22 protein-coding genes and 1 other RNA gene are annotated in these 16,267 nt (G+C 67.8%); 17 read left to right on the top strand and 6 right to left on the bottom strand.

The annotated features are described in order from the left end of the window. The first annotated feature begins 72 nt into the window (after positions 1–72). The 7 genes from ACSQ19_RS04425 (at position 73) to ACSQ19_RS04455 (ending at position 3,527) form a co-directional block, all read left to right on the top strand. A complete protein-coding gene (locus ACSQ19_RS04425) occupies positions 73–294 on the top strand; it encodes a TIGR02449 family protein (protein WP_436000295.1) in 222 nt (73 codons plus the stop codon). Beyond that, a complete protein-coding gene (locus ACSQ19_RS04430; protein ID WP_296278179.1) occupies positions 291–587 on the top strand; it encodes a cell division protein ZapA in 297 nt (98 codons plus the stop codon). Before ACSQ19_RS04425 ends, ACSQ19_RS04430 begins: the two co-directional genes overlap by 4 nt. A gap of 84 nt (positions 588–671) precedes the next feature. After that, positions 672–858, top strand: a non-coding RNA gene (ssrS, locus tag ACSQ19_RS04435) — 6S RNA. A 204-nt stretch (positions 859–1,062) separates the two neighbouring features. After that, positions 1,063–1,662: a 5-formyltetrahydrofolate cyclo-ligase gene (locus ACSQ19_RS04440; protein ID WP_299346775.1), complete on the top strand. Its 600-nt coding sequence runs from the start codon at positions 1,063–1,065 to the stop codon at positions 1,660–1,662. Next, positions 1,659–2,126, top strand: coding sequence for an EVE domain-containing protein (locus ACSQ19_RS04445; RefSeq protein ID WP_296278177.1), 468 nt, complete (start codon positions 1,659–1,661; stop codon positions 2,124–2,126). The genes ACSQ19_RS04440 and ACSQ19_RS04445 overlap by 4 nt, the downstream gene beginning before the upstream one ends. Before the next feature lie 67 nt (positions 2,127–2,193). Continuing rightward, the gene (rpiA, locus tag ACSQ19_RS04450; protein WP_296278176.1) at positions 2,194–2,844 is read left to right on the top strand and encodes a ribose-5-phosphate isomerase RpiA; all 651 of its coding nucleotides are present in this window, start codon (positions 2,194–2,196) and stop codon (positions 2,842–2,844) included. Between the two features lie 14 nt (positions 2,845–2,858). After that, positions 2,859–3,527 carry an SH3 domain-containing protein gene (locus tag ACSQ19_RS04455; RefSeq protein WP_436000299.1) on the top strand — a complete coding sequence of 223 codons (669 nt, stop codon included), beginning with the start codon at positions 2,859–2,861 and terminating at the stop codon, positions 3,525–3,527. A gap of 14 nt (positions 3,528–3,541) precedes the next feature. Here the strand turns inward: ACSQ19_RS04455 and ACSQ19_RS04460 are convergent, their stop codons facing one another. Further along, a complete protein-coding gene (locus ACSQ19_RS04460) occupies positions 3,542–3,931 on the bottom strand; it encodes a hypothetical protein (protein ID WP_436000301.1) in 390 nt (129 codons plus the stop codon). A 148-nt stretch (positions 3,932–4,079) separates the two neighbouring features. Here ACSQ19_RS04460 and ACSQ19_RS04465 point away from each other — a divergent pair, with 148 nt between their 5' ends. The 3 genes from ACSQ19_RS04465 to ACSQ19_RS04475 are packed head-to-tail and all read left to right on the top strand — an operon-like array spanning position 4,080 to position 5,908. Then, complete coding sequence (locus tag ACSQ19_RS04465; RefSeq protein WP_436000303.1) at positions 4,080–4,514, top strand: hypothetical protein; 435 nt, start codon at positions 4,080–4,082, stop codon at positions 4,512–4,514. A gap of 60 nt (positions 4,515–4,574) precedes the next feature. Beyond that, on the top strand, positions 4,575–5,021 hold the full coding sequence (locus ACSQ19_RS04470; protein WP_299346782.1) for a DUF192 domain-containing protein: 447 nt from the start codon (positions 4,575–4,577) through the stop codon (positions 5,019–5,021). A gap of 38 nt (positions 5,022–5,059) precedes the next feature. Next, on the top strand, positions 5,060–5,908 hold the full coding sequence (locus ACSQ19_RS04475; protein WP_296278171.1) for a SirB1 family protein: 849 nt from the start codon (positions 5,060–5,062) through the stop codon (positions 5,906–5,908). Positions 5,909–5,992: 84 nt separating this feature from the next. Here the strand turns inward: ACSQ19_RS04475 and ACSQ19_RS04480 are convergent, their stop codons facing one another. Beyond that, complete coding sequence (locus tag ACSQ19_RS04480) at positions 5,993–6,214, bottom strand: rubredoxin (protein WP_436000306.1); 222 nt, start codon at positions 6,212–6,214, stop codon at positions 5,993–5,995. Between the two features lie 35 nt (positions 6,215–6,249). On the opposite strand from ACSQ19_RS04480, the gene thiE reads away from it, so the two are divergent. From thiE to ACSQ19_RS04510, 6 genes are all read left to right on the top strand, one after another. Continuing rightward, positions 6,250–6,888: a thiamine phosphate synthase gene (gene thiE / locus ACSQ19_RS04485; protein ID WP_436000308.1), complete on the top strand. Its 639-nt coding sequence runs from the start codon at positions 6,250–6,252 to the stop codon at positions 6,886–6,888. 101 nt (positions 6,889–6,989) lie between these two features. Further along, on the top strand, positions 6,990–8,282 hold the full coding sequence (gene hemL / locus ACSQ19_RS04490; RefSeq protein WP_436000310.1) for a glutamate-1-semialdehyde 2,1-aminomutase: 1,293 nt from the start codon (positions 6,990–6,992) through the stop codon (positions 8,280–8,282). Further along, the gene (locus ACSQ19_RS04495) at positions 8,279–8,908 is read left to right on the top strand and encodes an HAD-IA family hydrolase (protein WP_436000312.1); all 630 of its coding nucleotides are present in this window, start codon (positions 8,279–8,281) and stop codon (positions 8,906–8,908) included. Before hemL ends, ACSQ19_RS04495 begins: the two co-directional genes overlap by 4 nt. A gap of 66 nt (positions 8,909–8,974) precedes the next feature. Next, positions 8,975–10,099 (top strand): type 1 glutamine amidotransferase domain-containing protein, encoded by a 1,125-nt coding sequence (locus tag ACSQ19_RS04500; protein WP_436000314.1) that lies wholly within the window; start codon positions 8,975–8,977, stop codon positions 10,097–10,099. Between the two features lie 3 nt (positions 10,100–10,102). After that, on the top strand, positions 10,103–10,792 hold the full coding sequence (locus ACSQ19_RS04505; RefSeq protein ID WP_436000316.1) for a response regulator transcription factor: 690 nt from the start codon (positions 10,103–10,105) through the stop codon (positions 10,790–10,792). Next, positions 10,789–12,081, top strand: a complete 1,293-nt coding sequence (locus ACSQ19_RS04510) for a sensor histidine kinase (RefSeq protein ID WP_436000318.1) — start codon at positions 10,789–10,791, stop codon at positions 12,079–12,081. Before ACSQ19_RS04505 ends, ACSQ19_RS04510 begins: the two co-directional genes overlap by 4 nt. A gap of 1 nt (position 12,082) precedes the next feature. Here ACSQ19_RS04510 and ACSQ19_RS04515 read toward each other — a convergent pair whose 3' ends face one another. Beyond that, the gene (locus ACSQ19_RS04515; RefSeq protein ID WP_436000320.1) at positions 12,083–13,312 is read right to left on the bottom strand and encodes an acetylornithine transaminase; all 1,230 of its coding nucleotides are present in this window, start codon (positions 13,310–13,312) and stop codon (positions 12,083–12,085) included. A gap of 105 nt (positions 13,313–13,417) precedes the next feature. Between ACSQ19_RS04515 and ACSQ19_RS04520 the strand changes: the two genes are divergently transcribed. Beyond that, entirely contained in the window at positions 13,418–14,302 is an 885-nt protein-coding gene (locus ACSQ19_RS04520) for an ion transporter (protein ID WP_436000322.1), read from the top strand. Between the two features lie 8 nt (positions 14,303–14,310). Here ACSQ19_RS04520 and ACSQ19_RS04525 read toward each other — a convergent pair whose 3' ends face one another. From ACSQ19_RS04525 to ACSQ19_RS04535, 3 genes are read right to left on the bottom strand one after another with little or no spacing between them, the layout of a single operon-like run. Next, complete coding sequence (locus ACSQ19_RS04525; protein WP_296282896.1) at positions 14,311–14,847, bottom strand: isochorismatase family protein; 537 nt, start codon at positions 14,845–14,847, stop codon at positions 14,311–14,313. A 24-nt stretch (positions 14,848–14,871) separates the two neighbouring features. After that, positions 14,872–15,309 (bottom strand): VOC family protein, encoded by a 438-nt coding sequence (locus tag ACSQ19_RS04530; protein ID WP_436000325.1) that lies wholly within the window; start codon positions 15,307–15,309, stop codon positions 14,872–14,874. A gap of 17 nt (positions 15,310–15,326) precedes the next feature. Beyond that, a complete protein-coding gene (locus ACSQ19_RS04535; protein ID WP_436000327.1) occupies positions 15,327–16,142 on the bottom strand; it encodes an SDR family oxidoreductase in 816 nt (271 codons plus the stop codon). Between the last annotated feature and the right edge of the window lie 125 nt (positions 16,143–16,267).

Here is a 16,267-nt window from a genome sequence, read left to right on the forward strand (position 1 = left end):
TGGCCCGCTCCTGCGGACATCCGGCGTTCGGCCGCTTGACCGCCCGGCAAGCGCACGCCTATCGTGACCGGCATGGACACCGCCGACCTCCTCGACCAGCTCCGCGCGCTCAGTACGCGCATCCAGGACGTGGCCGACCGGTGCCAGCGCCTGGCGGACGAAAACCGCAGCCTGCGCCAGCAACAGGAGCAACTGGTCGGCGAGCGCTCGCAGTTGCTGGCCAAGAACGAGCAGGCGCGGTCGCGCGTCGAAGCGATGATCAGCCGCCTCAAGTCCCTGGAGCAGCACACGTGAGCGCCAACGAACCGGTCAGCGTGCATCTGCTGGATCGCGAATACACCGTGGGCGTGGCCCCGGACGAACGTTCCAGCCTGATGGCAGCCGCCAAGCTGCTCGACAGCCGCATGCGCGAAGTACGCGGCAGCAATCGCATGGCGGCGGTAGACCGCATCGCCGTGCTGGCGGCGCTCAATCTGGCACACGAATTGCAGCAGTTGCGCGACGAGCAGCATGCGCGCAACCGTGACGTCGAGCGCACGCTGCAGGATCTGCACCGCAAGCTGGACAGCGCGCTGGGCACGTCGTAACAGCACTGCGACGTCGCCGACTGCGGACTGAATCCGCCGACGAACGGGCTAGGCAAAAAATCTTCGCTCGCTATACTGGCCTCGCGTCCTCTGCTGTACTCGACAGTGAGCGCAAACATTCGCCTTGTCCCTTAATGACGACCACGGGGGGGTGACGGTTACCGGGAGTGCAAGTCTGCCTCGCAGCGGAAAGCCCGATGGTTGCCCAACCTTCCCACTTGAACCCCGGGTTCAAGGTCGTTTCGCGAACATCGTGCATGGCGGAGGACGTATTTTTCCCGCGGCAGCGGCATCAGCCGCGACCCGGCCGGTCCTGTTGCACCCGCCCTTGAGCGGGATGACTTCGAAACGAAGCCGACTGCACGAGGGATCCGACGCACAGGGCCGTGACTGAGGCCGCTCCCGCGGTCCCACCGGCAACGCTGGTGCGCATGTCGTAAAATTCGCGCATGCCTGTACCGCCCCCTTCCTTGCCATGACCGTCGAGCGCGATGCGCTGCGACGCGACCTGCGTGCGCGACGTCGCGCCCTGCCCGCTGCCGAGCGCATCGCCGGTGCGGATGCGCTCGCCGCGCGCCTGTTCGCGTTGCCGTTCTTCCCGACGACCGGCTATGTCGCCGGTTACTGGGCGATGGATGGCGAAATCGGGCTGCACAGCTGGCAGATGCGGCTGCCGAAGGGGCTGGTCTACTGCCTGCCCATGCTGTCGGACGATGCGACACTGCGTTTCGCGCCCTGGCGACCGGGCGATGCCCTGGTGACCAACCGTTATGGCATTCCGGAGCCGGACGTCGATCCGCGCTCGGGCTTGCCCGCGACGGACATGTCGCTGATCGTCGTGCCGCTGGTCGGTTTCGACAAGGCGGGGCATCGCCTGGGCATGGGCGGCGGCTGGTACGACCGCACGCTGGCGCCGCGCCTGGAACGCCCTGCGCCGCCCTGGCTGGTCGGCGTCGGCTTCGAGGCGCAGCGGATCGACACGCTGGGCGCGCAGCCCTGGGACGTGCCGCTGGACGCCGTCTGCACCGAACGCGACACGCTGTTCCCCTCTCCCCTGCCGGACCCTTCGCCATGACCTCCCGCAAGCACTATTGGCTGATGAAGTCCGAGCCGGACACGTTCTCCATCGACGACCTGAAGAAGGTCGGCATCGAGCCGTGGAACGGCGTGCGCAACTACCAGGCGCGCAACTTCATGCGCGCAATGAAAGTCGGCGACGGGGTGCTGTTCTACCACTCCAACTGCAAGGAACCGGGCATCGTCGGCACGGCGACCATCGCGACGACGGCGTATCCGGACGACACCCAGTTCGATCCCACGTCCGACTACTACGACCCCAAGAGCACGCGCGAGGAACCGCGCTGGTCGTTGGTGGACGTGAAGTTCGATCGTGCGTTGAAGCGCACCATCACGCTGGACGAAATCAAGCGGCATGCCGACGACCTCGGCGAAGGTTTCGCGCTGATCCAGCGCGGCAGCCGACTCTCCGTGCTGCCGGTGACCGCCGCGCAGTGGAAGTTCCTGCTGGCGCTGGAGTAATGCGCATACCCTCGGGCGTGGTCCGCGTGCGCTCCCGCAGACATCATTTTCCTGTTGAGAAGACACCATGAGCGAAGCAAAGCGCCTGGCTGGCGAAAAGGCCATCGAGTTCGTCGAGGACGGCATGATCGTCGGTGTCGGCACCGGCTCCACCGTGGCCTACTTCATCGATGCGCTGGCCGGCATCAAGGACCGCATCAAGGGCGCCGTCTCCAGCTCGGAGCAGAGCACGGCACGCCTGAAGCAGCATGGCATCGATGTGCTCGACCTCAACCACACCGGCACGCTGTCGCTGTATGTCGACGGTGCCGATGAGTGCGATCCGCACAAGCGGCTGATCAAGGGCGGCGGCGCGGCGCTAACGCGCGAGAAGATCATCGCCGAAGCCAGCAAGCAGTTCGTCTGCATCATCGACCCCAGCAAGCAGGTGCCCGTCCTCGGCCGTTTCCCGCTGCCGGTGGAAGTCATCCCGATGGCACGCAGCCTGGTCGCGCGCGAAATCCTGGCGATGACCGGCGGCCAGCCCGTATGGCGCGATGGCGTGACCACCGACAACGGCAACGTGGTGCTCGACATCCACAATCTGTCGATCACCGATCCGGTGGCGATGGAGCGCGAGATCAACCAGATTCCCGGCGTGGTCAGCGTGGGGCTGTTCGCCCGCCGCCCCGCGGACATCGTGATCGTCGGTGGCGAACCACCGATCGTGCTGGGCTGAGGAAGAGGACCGCCGTGTCCGTCGCGCGCACCCTGTCGTTAGCCGGCCTGATGGTCGCGGCCGGCATGGCGACGGCCCGTGATCCCGTGCTTGCGCCACCGAGCCAGGCCTTGCCGCCCTCGGTACAGGCGATGCGCGACGATCTGCAACGCATCGTCGCGGCGCGCGACGTGCAGGCATTGCGCGCCCGCGTCCGCGATGCCACCACGCTGAGCTTCGGTGGCGATACCGGGCCCCAGGGCTTCGATGCCTTGTGGTTGCGCGATGCCGATGCCACGCGCGAGCTGTGGCGGATACTCGAGGAGGTCCTCGCCCTGCCCGGAGTGGCCAGGCAGGAGGATGGCGAGGCGGTGTACTGCGCGCCGTATGTGTACTGCCTGCCCTACCCGGGCGATCCGGACGTCTTCGAAGCGCAGGTCGTGCTCGGCCGCGATGTCGCCGTACGGGCGAAACCCGATCTCGCGGCACCCGTCGTCACGCGCGTCAGTCATGCCGTGCTGACGCGCGTCGACGACGCGGTCGACGGCGCCGGCGATTCCGCGTGGACGCGTGTTCGCCTGGCATCGGGCCAGGAGGGCTACATCGCCACTCGGCTGCTGCGTAGCCCGATCGACTACCGCATCTCCCTGGTCCGCGAAGGCGCGCGCGGGTGGGCGTTCCAGTATTTCGTCGCCGGCGACTGAGCGCGCCGGGGTCTTCAGCTGTTGTCGGATAGCGCCCTGACCAGATCGCCGACGAGGTCGCGCTTCTTCGGCGACAACTTCAGGAACGTATCGATGACCTGGCGCTCGCGACTGCCGACACCGGACGGCCATGGCGATCGCGTCTCCGCCACCCGCGAACGCGAGGGTGAGCCGAAGCGAAGCGCATGCGGCTCCACTCCCAGCAGGTCCGCGATCACCTGGAGCTTGTCCTGCGCCGGGATCGCGCCCGCCCTCAGCCAAGGTGACACCGTCTGGAATGTGACGGAACGACCTCGGTAGTGGCTGTTGAAGAGATGGAACAACACTTTCGGCCGCGCTTCGTACCCCGCCTGCTGCATGGCGTTCGCCAGTCGTTGCGAGAATTTTTCGCGCTCGTTGCCCATGCCGGCCACGTTAGCGGCGTGAAGTCACACATATTCACTATCCACGTGAATTGACGCGCACTTTTTGAGTTCATACAGTGCGGCGCACCGCGCACGTCGGATGACAGTCACGACACGCATGCGCGACAACGGACACAAGGAGCTTCCGATGACACCGAAGGATCGCAACACGCACGACATCCCACCGCGCGCCGAGACCAGCGACGTTCCGCACACGATGTTCGAAGCCGCAGCACCACCGCTCGACGATGCCCTGTACGTTCTGCAGGCCGCACCGGGCCACAGCCTGGCCGACCCCGGTCTCGCACGGCTGACACCCGGCGGTCTCGATCGCCTGTTCCTCGCCGCGCGTCGCCAGGCCGAACGCAACCACGACAGCATCCTGTTGCTGCTCGACCTGCTGCAGCTCTCCCAGCCGGCGGACGCCACGACGCATCGACGACTGATGCCCCGGGTCGTCCGCCAGCTGCGACACCACGTGGAGGACCAGCACCGCTGGCAGGCGCTCGCCGACAACGCCGCCTACTACCGCGACAACCGTCGGGTCGCGGAGCGCGTGGCCGAGCGGCTGGCGTGCGGGTGACGCGGTCCCCGCGGCGGTCGGCGCTACACTGGCGGCTCCCTGATGACGCCGGATGTCGACATGCGCCTGCCCCCGTGGTCCGTTCTCGCCCCCGCCCTGCTGCTCAGCGCCTGTGCCAACGGCGGCCCCTGGGTCGAAGTCGGCGGCGAACGCTTCACGGTGGAGATCGCCGACGATGACGCCGAGCGCGCACGCGGCCTGATGTTCCGCGACGAGCTGGCCGCCGGCACCGGCATGCTCTTCATCCACGACGCCGAAGAACCGCAGGCCTACTGGATGAAGAACACGCGCATCCCGCTGGACATCCTGTACTTCGACGATGCCCGCAAGCTGGTCACCCAGCAACGCAACGTCCCGCCCTGCTCCGGCGGCGACAGCTGCCCCTCCTATCCCAGCGACCAGCCCGCCCGCTACGTGCTGGAACTGAATGCCGGCGAAGCCGAGCGGCTGAAGCTCAGGGACGGTGCGGAAATGGAGTTGGGCAAAGGCATTCCGCCTGTCCGCTGAGGCTTGATTGTCGCGACGATTGGCCGCAGTCTGTGGCCATGGGGGATCGACTGACATTGCCGGAATGGAATGCGTTGGCCAGCCAGGCGGACGACACCGTACCGCTGCTGGAAACCGCGCTTCTGATTGCGCGCGACGAGTACCCCGACCTGGACGCCGATCTCTACGACACGCTCGTCCAGAGCCATGCCGAACACCTGCGCCACGAGATCGACACGATCGAGCCGTGGCCGCTGAAGATGGCGGCCATCAACCGGCACCTGTTCGACGAGCTGGGCTACACCGGCAACCACGACGAGTATTACGACCCCCGCAACAGCTACCTCAACCAGGTGTTCGAACGCCGGCTGGGCAATCCGGTGTCGCTGGCGATGGTGCAGATCGAAGTCGCCCGCCGGCTCGGCGTGCCGCTGGATGGTGTGTCCTTCCCTGGTCATTTCCTGGTCCGCCTGCCGGTGGACGACGGCCTGCTGGTGATGGACCCGTTCAATGGCGGGCGGCCGCTCGGTGTGGACGAGCTGCGCGAACGCGCCAAACCCCACCTGGGCGGCGACGTTCCGGACGATGCCGCGCTGCTGCACATCCTCAATCCCGCCTCGCCGCGCGCCATCCTCGTGCGCACGCTGCGTAACCTGCATGGACTGTATGCCGAGCGGGAGGAATGGGACCGCGCCGCCCGCAGCGCCGACCGCGTGCTGAAACTCACGCCCGACCAGCCCGACGCCCTGCGCGACCGCGGCCTCGCCTACCTGAAGATGGACTACAAGGCCGGCGCGCAGCGCGACCTGGCCCGCTACCTGCACCTGTCGCCGGAAGCGAACGATGCCGCGGCGATGCGCGAACAGCTGATCGAGCTCAACGCGGCGCGTACATCGCGGATGCATTGATGTTGCCGGCGTGGGAGCGACGTAAGTCGCGATGAACCATCATCGCCCCATCATCGCGACTTACGTCGCTCCCACAAGGACTCCTCAGTCCCGCTCCACCATCTCGAAATCCTCCTTGCCCACGCCGCAGTCCGGGCAGGTCCAGTCGTCCGGGATGTCTTCCCAGCGCGTGCCGGGGGCGATGCCCTCTTCGGGCAGACCATCAGCCTCGTCGTAGATGAAGCCGCAGACCACGCACATCCAGGTGCGGTAGATGGTGGCGGTGGCGTCGGTCACGGGATAATGCCGGCTTGGAGGAGCGGCCATTGTCCCATCGCCGCCCGCGCACCGGAAGTTCGCCGATGACATCCCAGACACCGTCCGTCCGCCACGCACGCGGGCTGTACCTGATCACGCCGGAAGACGCGGACACCGCCCGCCTGCTGGCGCGCGTGGGCGCCGTGCTTCCGCATGCGACCTGGCTGCAGTATCGCCAGAAGACGGCCGACGCCGGTCTGCGTCTCTCGCAGGCGAAATCCATGCAGGCCCTGTGCCTGCAGGCCGGCGTGCCGCTGATCATCAACGATGACATCGCCCTGGCGGAGGCCGTCGGCGCCGCCGGCGTCCATCTCGGTGAAGACGACGGTGACATCGCGGCCGCCCGCCATCGCCTGGGCCCGCACGCCATTGTCGGCGCCTCCTGCTACGACGAGCACGCCCTCGCCGAACGCGCGGTGGCGGCAGGCGCCAATTACGTGGCGTTCGGGGCCTTCTTCCCGACCACCAGCAAGGTCACCACGCGCCGCGCCACACCGGCATTGCTGGCCGATGCCGCCTCGCTGGGTGTCCCGCGGGTGGCGATAGGCGGCATTACCCCGGACAATATGGGCCCGCTGGTGGCGGCCGGCGCCGACCTGGTCGCCGTGATCGGCGGCGTGTTCGAGGCCGCCGATCCGGTGGCCGCGGCGCAGGCCTACCGAGCAGGATTTGACCGAGCCTGATGCTCCCCGTGGGAGCGACGTAAGTCGCGATGAGGCATCACGACTCTTCCATCGCGACCTACGTCGCTCCCACAAGACGCCCCTCTACTCCCTGGAATCCCATGAATCACGACCAGTCCCACGCCCTCTTCGCCCGCGCCCAGCAGTTGCTGCCCGGCGGCGTCAATTCGCCGGTGCGCGCGTTCAAGTCGGTCGGGGGCGAACCGTTCTTCGTGCAGCGCGCCGATGGCGCGTACCTGCACGACGTCGATGGCAACCGCTACATCGACTACGTCGGCTCGTGGGGCCCGATGATCGTCGGCCACAACCATCCGACGGTACGCGAGGCGGTGCAGGCAGCGATCCAGGCTGGCCTGTCGTACGGCGCACCCTGTCCGGCGGAAGTGACGATGGCCGAAACGATCACGCGCCTGGTGCCATCGTGCGAGATGGTGCGCATGGTCAACTCCGGCACCGAAGCCACGCTGTCGGCGATCCGCCTGGCGCGCGGCGCGACCGGGCGCAACCGCATCGTCAAGTTCGAAGGCTGCTACCACGGCCACGGCGATTCGTTCCTGGTGAAGGCCGGCAGCGGCATGCTGACGCTGGGCGTGCCGACCTCGCCCGGCGTGCCGGTGGGGCTTAGCGAACTGACGCTGACGCTGAGCTACAACGACGTCGAAGGCGCCACGCAGCTGTTCGAACAGTACGGCAGCGAGATCGCCTGCCTGATCATCGAACCCGTCGTCGGCAATGCCAACTGCCTGCCGCCGCGCGAAGGCTACCTGCAGCACCTGCGCGCCCTGTGCACGCAGCATGGCACGCTGCTGATCTTCGACGAAGTGATGACCGGCTTCCGCGTGGCGCTGGGCGGCGCGCAGGCGCACTACGGCATCACGCCGGACCTGACCACCTTCGGCAAGATCATCGGCGGTGGCATGCCGGTGGGCGCCTATGGTGGCCGTCGCGACCTGATGCAGCAGATCGCACCGGCCGGCCCGATTTACCAGGCCGGCACGCTGAGCGGCAATCCGGTGGCGATGGCCGCGGGTCTGGCAATGCTGGAGCTCATCCAGGCGCCGGGTTTCCACGACCGCCTCGCCGCGGCGACAGCGACGCTCTGCGATGGCCTGGAAGCCGCCGCACGCGATGCCGGCGTGCCGCTGACCACCACGCGCGTCGGCGCGATGTTCGGGCTGTTCTTCACCGACCAGCAAGTGGACACGTATGCGCAGGCAGTGGCCTGCGACACGGCGGCGTTCAACCGTTTCTTCCACGCGATGCTGGAACGCGGCGTGTACCTGGCGCCGTCGGCGTTCGAAGCCGGCTTCATGTCCAGCGCGCACACGCCCGACGTCATTGACGCGACGATCGCCGCTGCCCGCGAGGCCTTCAAGGTCGTCGCCGCGGGATGAAGCCCCGCATCCACCAGGTGCTGTTTGATTTCGACGGCGTCCTGGCCCACTACCGGCACGACGTGCGCATCGCGCACCTCGCCGCGCATGCGGGTTGCGCCTCCGAACGGGTGCGCGAGGTGTTGTTCGTCTCGGGCCTGGAAACCGAGTACGACAGCGGCACGATCGACACCGCCGCCTATCTCGGCCGACTGGGCGAGGGCTTGGGCGCGGTGGTGGATGAAGACGCCTGGCTGGCTTCACGCATGGCGGGCAGCACGGCCATCGACGGCGTGCTGGAGCGCATCGCGGCGCTGCACCCCGCTCTCTCCCTGGGCGTACTGACCAACAACGGCGTCATGATGACGCGCGCGATCCCCCGCATCGTCGCGCCGATGGCGGCCCGCATCGAAGGCCGGGTGCTGACCAGCGGCGGACTGCAGATGCGGAAGCCGGCGACGGCGACGTTCACGCGTGCGCTCGACGTGCTGGGCTGGGACGCCGGCAGCACGCTGTTCGTCGACGACAAGTTCACCAACGTGCAGGGCGCACGCGACGCCGGCCTGCATGCCGAGACCGTCACCGATGCGCGCAGCTTCGGCAAGGCACTGAAGCGTTACGTGTTCGGCCCGCAGACGGGTTGGTAGCGCGCGTTTGAAGCTTGGTTGATCCGGGCGCGGGACACTGGCGGCCTTCCCTCGGAGATCCGTCCCATGTCCCTGATTCCCAACGCCCTGCGCCGGCTGGGCGCACTGATTTGCTTCGTCGTGGTACTGCCAGCGCACGCCGCCGTGCCGGACAAGGTGCTGATCGTCGTCAGCGGTGAGGGACGCGACCAGGGCAAGACCCGTCCCGGCTACGAGTTCGACGAACTGTCGCAAGCCTGGCTGATCTTCAGGGCCAATGGACTGAAGGTGGACGTCGCCAGTCCGCAGGGCGGTGCCGTGGAAGCCGACAAGTACAACGCGCAGGAACCCTTCAACGCGGCGTTGCTCGGTGATGCAGAGGCCATGCGTACGCTGGGGGCGACGCGTTCGACGCGCGACGTGAAAGCGGCGGACTACGCGGCGATCTACGTCGTCGGCGGCAAGGGCGCGATGTTCGATCTGCCGCGCGACAACGCGCTGGCGTCGCTGCTGGCCGAAGCCTACATGCAGGGCGCCGTGATCGGCGCGGTCTGCCATGGGCCGGCCGCGCTGGTGGACGTGAAGCTCGGCGATGGAACGATGTTGGTTGCAGGCAAGGCGATGACGGGCTTCACGAATGAAGAGGAAGCGGTGTTCGGCAAGCGCTGGGCGAAGGAGTTCCCGTGGCAGCTCGAGGACGCGTTGCGCGGACGCGGGGCGCGGTGGCAGGAAGCACCACTGATGATGGCGAAGGTCGTCGTGGACGGGCGCCTGGTCACCGGGCAGAACCCTTACTCCACGCCCGGCGTCGCCGACGCCATCGTGCGCGCGACCGGCCGCACGCCCGTGGCGCGTTCACCGTGGCGCGACGAACTGACGATGGCGCTCGCCGGCCGGGCCCGCAGCGGCGATGTACGTGGCGCAGCGGATGCGCTGGCGCAGGATCGCGAGCGCTACCACGTGGACCTGCTGGGCATGCTGGGCTACTACCAGGCGCAGGCGGCGGGTGGCGACGACGACCTGCGGCATGCACTGACCCTGATGCAGTTGGCGATGCCCTATATGGCGCAGCCGCAGCTGAAGCTCGGTGCCGCCGAGGCGCATCTCCGCCTGGGCGAACGGGAACAGGCGAAATCGCTGGTGCAGCAGGTGCTGGCGGGAAAGCCGGACATGGCCGAAGCTAAGGCGCTCCTGCAACGCATCGATGGTTGAATGATGACGGCACCTGCGGCCCGCATCCTGGTGATTGAAGACAACGCGCTGCTGCGGGTGCAGTTGCAACACCTTTTCACCGATGCTGGCATGACCGTCGAGTTCGCTTCGGATGGCCTCAGCGGATTGCAGATGGCGCTCGACGCGCCGCCCGACGTGCTGGTGCTCGACGTGGGCTTGCCCGCACTCGATGGCCTGCGCTTGTGCGAGCGCCTGCGGGCGCAGGCCGATCGCCACGTCCCGGTACTGATGCTGACCGCGCGCGACGCGCTGGAGGACAAGCTGCAAGGCTTCCGCGCTGGCGCCGACGACTATCTGGTCAAGCCGTTCGCGGGCGCGGAACTGATCGCGCGCTGCCTGGCGCTCACGCAGCGACACCGCAGTGGCGAGACCCATGTCGTGCGGATCGGCACGCTGCGCATCGATCGCCGGCACGCGCTGGCGACGCGACACGAGCTTCCGCTCGACCTGCACCAGACCGCGTACCAGATCCTGCTCGCCCTGGCCGAGGCGTGGCCACGCACTCTGACGCGCAGCGAATTGATCCAGCGCCTGTGGGGCGATGCGCCGCCGGAGTCGGATCCGCTGCGCACGCATCTCTACCTGCTCCGCCAGGCGCTGGACAAGCCGTTTGCCACGCCGATGCTGAAAACCGTGCATGGCGTGGGCTTCCGGCTGGAAGCCGACGCATGAGCGCATCGATCGTGCCGCGCCGGCGGCTGCGCAACCGCATGATGCTGGTGTTCGCGGCATTCACGCTGGTGCTGGCCGCGCTGTTCGGTCTTTACACGCTGCTCTTCGTCTACACGGTCGAGGACCAGCTGTTCGACACGCTGCTCGAGCGCGAGGCCGCGACGCAACAGGATCACTACGCCGCGCACGGACGCTGGTCTCCGCCGCGGAACGGCTTCATGAGCGTGGTCGAGCGGCGCGATGATCTGCCCGACGGGATCGGCCGCGTGCTGCGCGAGGAGCCCGCACGAAGGGAGTTCGCCGGCGCGGACGGGCGCCACTACCACCTGCTTGCGCTGGATCCACCCGCACCGGCCACGCGCGCCTGGCTGGTCGCCGAAGTCAGCGGCCTGCTCGCGGTGCGGCCGGTGCGTGGGGAAATGCTGCAGTTGCTGGCATGGACCGGCGCCATCGCCGTGGTGCTCGCGCTGCTCCTCGGCGGCTGGCTGGCGCGACGGACGACGGCACCGCTCTCGCGATTGGCGGACGCCGTCGGCGAAGCGACGCCGGAACGACTGCCGCCGCACTTCGCTGCAGGCTTTCCCGATGACGAGGTCGGGCTGCTCGCACGCCGCCTTGATGATCTGATCGGCCGCGTCCGCGCTTTTATCGATCGGGAGCGCGAATTCACCCGCGACGCGAGCCATGAACTGCGCACGCCGTTGACCGTCATCCGTGCCGCCAGCGAACGCCTTTCCGCAGACACGGCGTTGAGTGCCGACGCGCGCGCCAGCGTCGAACATATCGGGCAATCCGCTTCGCACCTGGAGCAGACCGTCGCCCTGCTGCTGGCGCTGGCGCGCGAACAGCCCGCGCCTCCAACGGCATCGACACCGGTGACGCGTGTAATCCCGGTGCTGGAGCGCGTCGTGGTAGAGCAGTCGCCCTTGCTGGAAGGCAAGCACGTACAGGTGGCGGTCGAGGTGCCCGCGGACCTCACCAGTACGTTGACGGCGCCCGTGCTGCAGGTGCTGTTGTCCAACCTGATCGGGAACGCGTTCGCGCACACCCGCGAAGGCGACGTCGTCATCATGGCCGACGAAGACACCCTCTGCGTCAGCAATCCCGGGCACGCGGTCCGCGAGGGCGATTTCGCGCCATTCGTGAAAGGCGAGGACAGCACAGGCTTCGGGCTCGGTCTGTCGATCGTGCGACGGCTGTGCGAACGGCACGCCATCGACCTGCGCTTCGAAAGCAGTGCGGACGGCAGCTCCGCCCGCCTTCGTCTCCGCCAGGACGCTTCCGGATAGCTCAGCCCGGCATCGCGAACGCCCTGAGCGCGGCGTTCAGGCGCTTAAGGCCTTCTCCGACTTCCTCGTCGGTGATGTTCAGCGCCGGCACGAAACGCAGCACGTCCGGACCGGCCTGCAGCATCAGCAGGCCCTGCGCGGCAGCGAGGTCCAGTACCTCGCCTGCACGGCCTGCGTACTTAGCGTTGAGCACCGCCCCCAGCATCAGGCCGCGACCGCGCACCTGGGCGAACAGCCCGAGTTCTGCGTTGATCGTGTCCAGGCCTTTGCGCAGGACGGCGGACTGGCGCGCCACGTTGTTGGCGATCTGCGGCGATGCCAGCTTGCGCAGCGCGACGCGCGCGACGGCGGCTGCCAGCGGGTTGCCGCCGAAGGTGGTGCCATGCGCACCGAACTGCATCACCTCGGCCACTTGCGGTCCGGCCAGCATCGCGCCGACCGGGAAGCCGCCGCCCAGCGCCTTGGCCAGGGTGACGATGTCCGGCACCACGCCATCCTGCCAGTGGGCGAACAGCGTGCCGGTGCGGCCCATGCCGGCCTGGATCTCGTCCAGCACCAGCAGCGCGCCGTGGTGGTCGCACAGTTCGCGCACGCCGCGGAGGAAGCCGGAGGCAGCCGGCATCACTCCGCCCTCGCCCTGCACCGGCTCCAGCATCACGGCCGCCACATCGCCGCACGACATCGCGATCTCGAGCTGGGTCAGGTCGTTGAAGTCCACATAGCGGAAACCCCCCGGCAGCGGTTCGTAGCCTTCCTGGTACTTCGGCTGCGCCGTCGCGGTGACCGCGGCGAGCGTGCGGCCGTGGAAGCTGCCGCGGAAGGTCACGATGACGCGCTGGTCGGGTGCACGTCCTTTCGAAGCCGCCCACTTGCGCACCAGCTTGATCGCGGCCTCGTTCGCTTCCGCGCCGGAGTTGCACAGGAACACGCGTTCGGCGAAGCGCGAGGCGGTGACCAGTTCTTCGGCCAACCGCAGCGGCGGTTCGCTGTAGAACACATTGCTGGTATGCCACAGCTTGCCGGCCTGCTCGGTCAGCGCCGCGACCAGATCGGGGTCGTTGTGGCCCAGGCCGCAGACCGCGATGCCCGCGGACAGGTCCAGGTACTCGCGTCCTTCGCTGTCCCATACGCGTGCGCCCTGGCCGCGCGCCAGGATGACGTCGCGCGGACGATAGACGGGCAAGTAATAGCGCTGTCCGTTCGACAGCAGGTCGGGGGTCGTGGCGCTCATGGGCAGGCGGCATGCGGGACGGAGGCACATATTGTCACCCATGCAGACCCGTGCGACAGGTCGGCAGGGGCGCCAACGGCTTGCGTTGGTGCATCATGGCCTCCCATGAAGTTCCAGCCACGCTTTTTCTCCGATCCCCAGCTCAATCCCGCCACGGAGGACGGCTGGCGACGTCGCTGGTTCGACATCATCTACCGGCACGACACGCCGCCGTCGCGCAACTTCGACCTGGCGCTGGTGCTGGCGATCCTCGCCAGTGTCATCGTCATCATGCTCGACAGCGTGCAATCGTTCCACGCGCGCCACGCGGGAGTCCTCTACGCCCTGGAATGGGCGTTCACCCTGCTGTTCACGGCCGAATACGCGTTGAGGCTGGCGACCGTGCGTCGACCCCTGCGCTACGCCGTCAGCATCTGGGGCATCATCGACCTGCTGTCCATCCTGCCGACGTACCTGTCGGTGCTGGTGCCGGGCGCGCAAAGCCTGCTGGTGGTACGCATCCTGCGCATCCTGCGCCTGTTCCGCATCCTGAAACTGACCCAGTACATCGAAGAGAGCGGGCAACTGGTGGGCGCGCTATGGCGAAGCCGCCGCAAGATCTTCGTCTTCGTCTGCGCGGTGCTGACGCTGGTCGTCATCTTCGGCGCGCTGATGTACGTGGTGGAAGGCCCGGACAATGGCTTCACCAGCATTCCCACCAGCATGTACTGGGCCATCGTGACCATGGCCACCGTCGGCTTCGGCGACATCGCACCGCAAACCACGGCAGGCAGGGCGATCACCTCGGTGCTGATCCTGATCGGCTACAGCATCATCGCGGTGCCCACCGGCATCTACACGGCGGAGCTCGCCAGCAGCCTGCGCGAAGCCTCGCACGAGCGCGGCCACCTGGATCGCCGCGGATGCACGGAATGCGGACTGGAGGGGCACGACCCCGACGCTCTTCACTGCCGCCATTGCGGCTCGCAACTTCCGGTGCCCATGGGGTGATGCGGGGTTCAGCCGGTGAACGCGATCTCGTCCGCCTGCAGCGCGCGGATGCCGACACCAAAGCTGCGGATCGCCGGCAACGTGGCGTTGTGGTGGGCGCGGATCTGCGCAGCGTCGGCATGCGCCTTGTCGTGGGTGGTGTGCGCGTCGGCGGCCAGCACGACGTGGTAGCCGTGCGCGGCGGCGCTGCGGGCCGTGGTGTCCACGCAGAACTCGGTGGCGTAACCGCACAGCACCACGCCTTCCACGCCGCAGAACGACAGCACTTCGTCGAGCCCCGTGCGAAGGAAGGCATCCGGCGTGGCCTTGCGGATGCGATGATCGCCTTCCACCACGCGCAGCGCCGGATGCAGGTCCCAACCCGGCGATCCGGCCTCCAGGTCGCCCGCGCGCTCGTGCTGCACGAAGATCACCGGCGCGGCGGCGTCGCGTGCCCTGTCGGCCAACGCATTGATGCGCCCGATCACCGCGTCGGCCTCGGCCGGGGCTGGCTGCGGCTCGAACAGGCCACGCTGCACATCGATCACCACCAGGGCGAGATTCATCTTGCGGACTCCGGGCTCGGCGGGTTACCAGCTTCCCGTATTCGGCATCGAAAGCCAAGGTTCCTGCGGCGGCAGCGCTACTCCCTTCTGCAGCAGTTCGATGGAGATCAGGTCCGGCGTGCGCACGAAGGCCATGCGGCCGTCGCGCGGCGGGCGGTTGATGGTGACGCCGCGCGACTGCAGGTGCGCACAGAGCGCATAGATGTCCTCGACCTCGAAGGCGAGATGCCCGAAGTTGCGCGCGCTGCCGTAGTCCTCCGGCGGCGTGCCGTCTTCCGGCGGCCAGTTGTAGGTCAGCTCGATTTCCGCCTCCGGATTGGCCGGTGCGCCGAAATACACCAGCGTGAAGCGGCCCTGCGGGCTGTCCATGCGGCGGGTTTCGCGCAGGCCCAGACCGTCGGTGAGGAAGCGGCCGGTGGCTTCCAGGTCGTGGACACGGATCATGGCGTGCAGGTATTTCATGGGGACGTCTCGCGGGATCAGTCGAGGAAGAGATCGGGAAGCGGCGACAACGACGCATCGACGGCATAGCCGGAGAAATCGGTCGTACCCGCCTCGCGCAGCACGTCCTCGTCGATGAGGAAGTGGCCATGGAAGCCCCGCGCCTCGCGCACCAGCACGGCATGCGCGGCATCGGCCACGATCCGTGGCGTGCGGCAGCGCGGGATTTCGACGCCGGGGATCATGTTCAGCGCATCGGTGGCGATGATGGTGCGTGGCCACAGGGCATTGACGGCGATCCCCCGGGGACCGAATTCCCCGGCAAGCCCCAGCGTCACGAAACTCATGCCCATCTTCGCCAGAGTGTAGCCGGTATGCGGCGCCCACCATTTCGGATCGAGCGACGGCGGCGGCGCCAGCGTCAGGATGTGCGGATTCGCCGCCTGCGTCAGATACGGCAGGCAGGCCTGCGCGCAGAGGAAACTGCCGCGCGCATTCACTTGCTGCATCAGGTCGAAGCGCTTCATCGGCGTGTCCAGCGCGCCGGCCAGCCAGATGGCGCTGGCATTGTTGACCAGGATGTCGATGCCGCCGAAGGCATCGGCGGTCGCCGCCATCGCCGCCTTCACGTCGTCCTCTTCGCGGATGTCGCACTTCAGCGCCAGTCCGCGCCCCCCCGCTTCATTGACCGCCTGCGCGGCGGTGTGGATGGTGCCAGGCAGCTTCGGGTTAGGTACCGAGGATTTGGCTGCGATCGCCACGTTGGCGCCATCGCGCGCGGCGCGCAGCGCGATGGCCAGGCCGATGCCACGCGAGGCACCGGTGATGAAGAGGGTCTTGCCGGCGAGTGTCATGGCATGTCCTTGTGGCGTGTGTCGTGCGCGGTCAATGCTCACTGCGGGAGCGCCCCATGGACGCGATGGTGTCCGTTCCGCACGGAGAGGGAGCATTGCGCCCGCGGGGCGCTCCTGCAGATCGG

It is taken from the genome of Pseudoxanthomonas sp. LjRoot127 (assembly GCF_964253495.1).
Taxonomy (GTDB): Bacteria; Pseudomonadota; Gammaproteobacteria; order Xanthomonadales; family Xanthomonadaceae; genus Pseudoxanthomonas_A.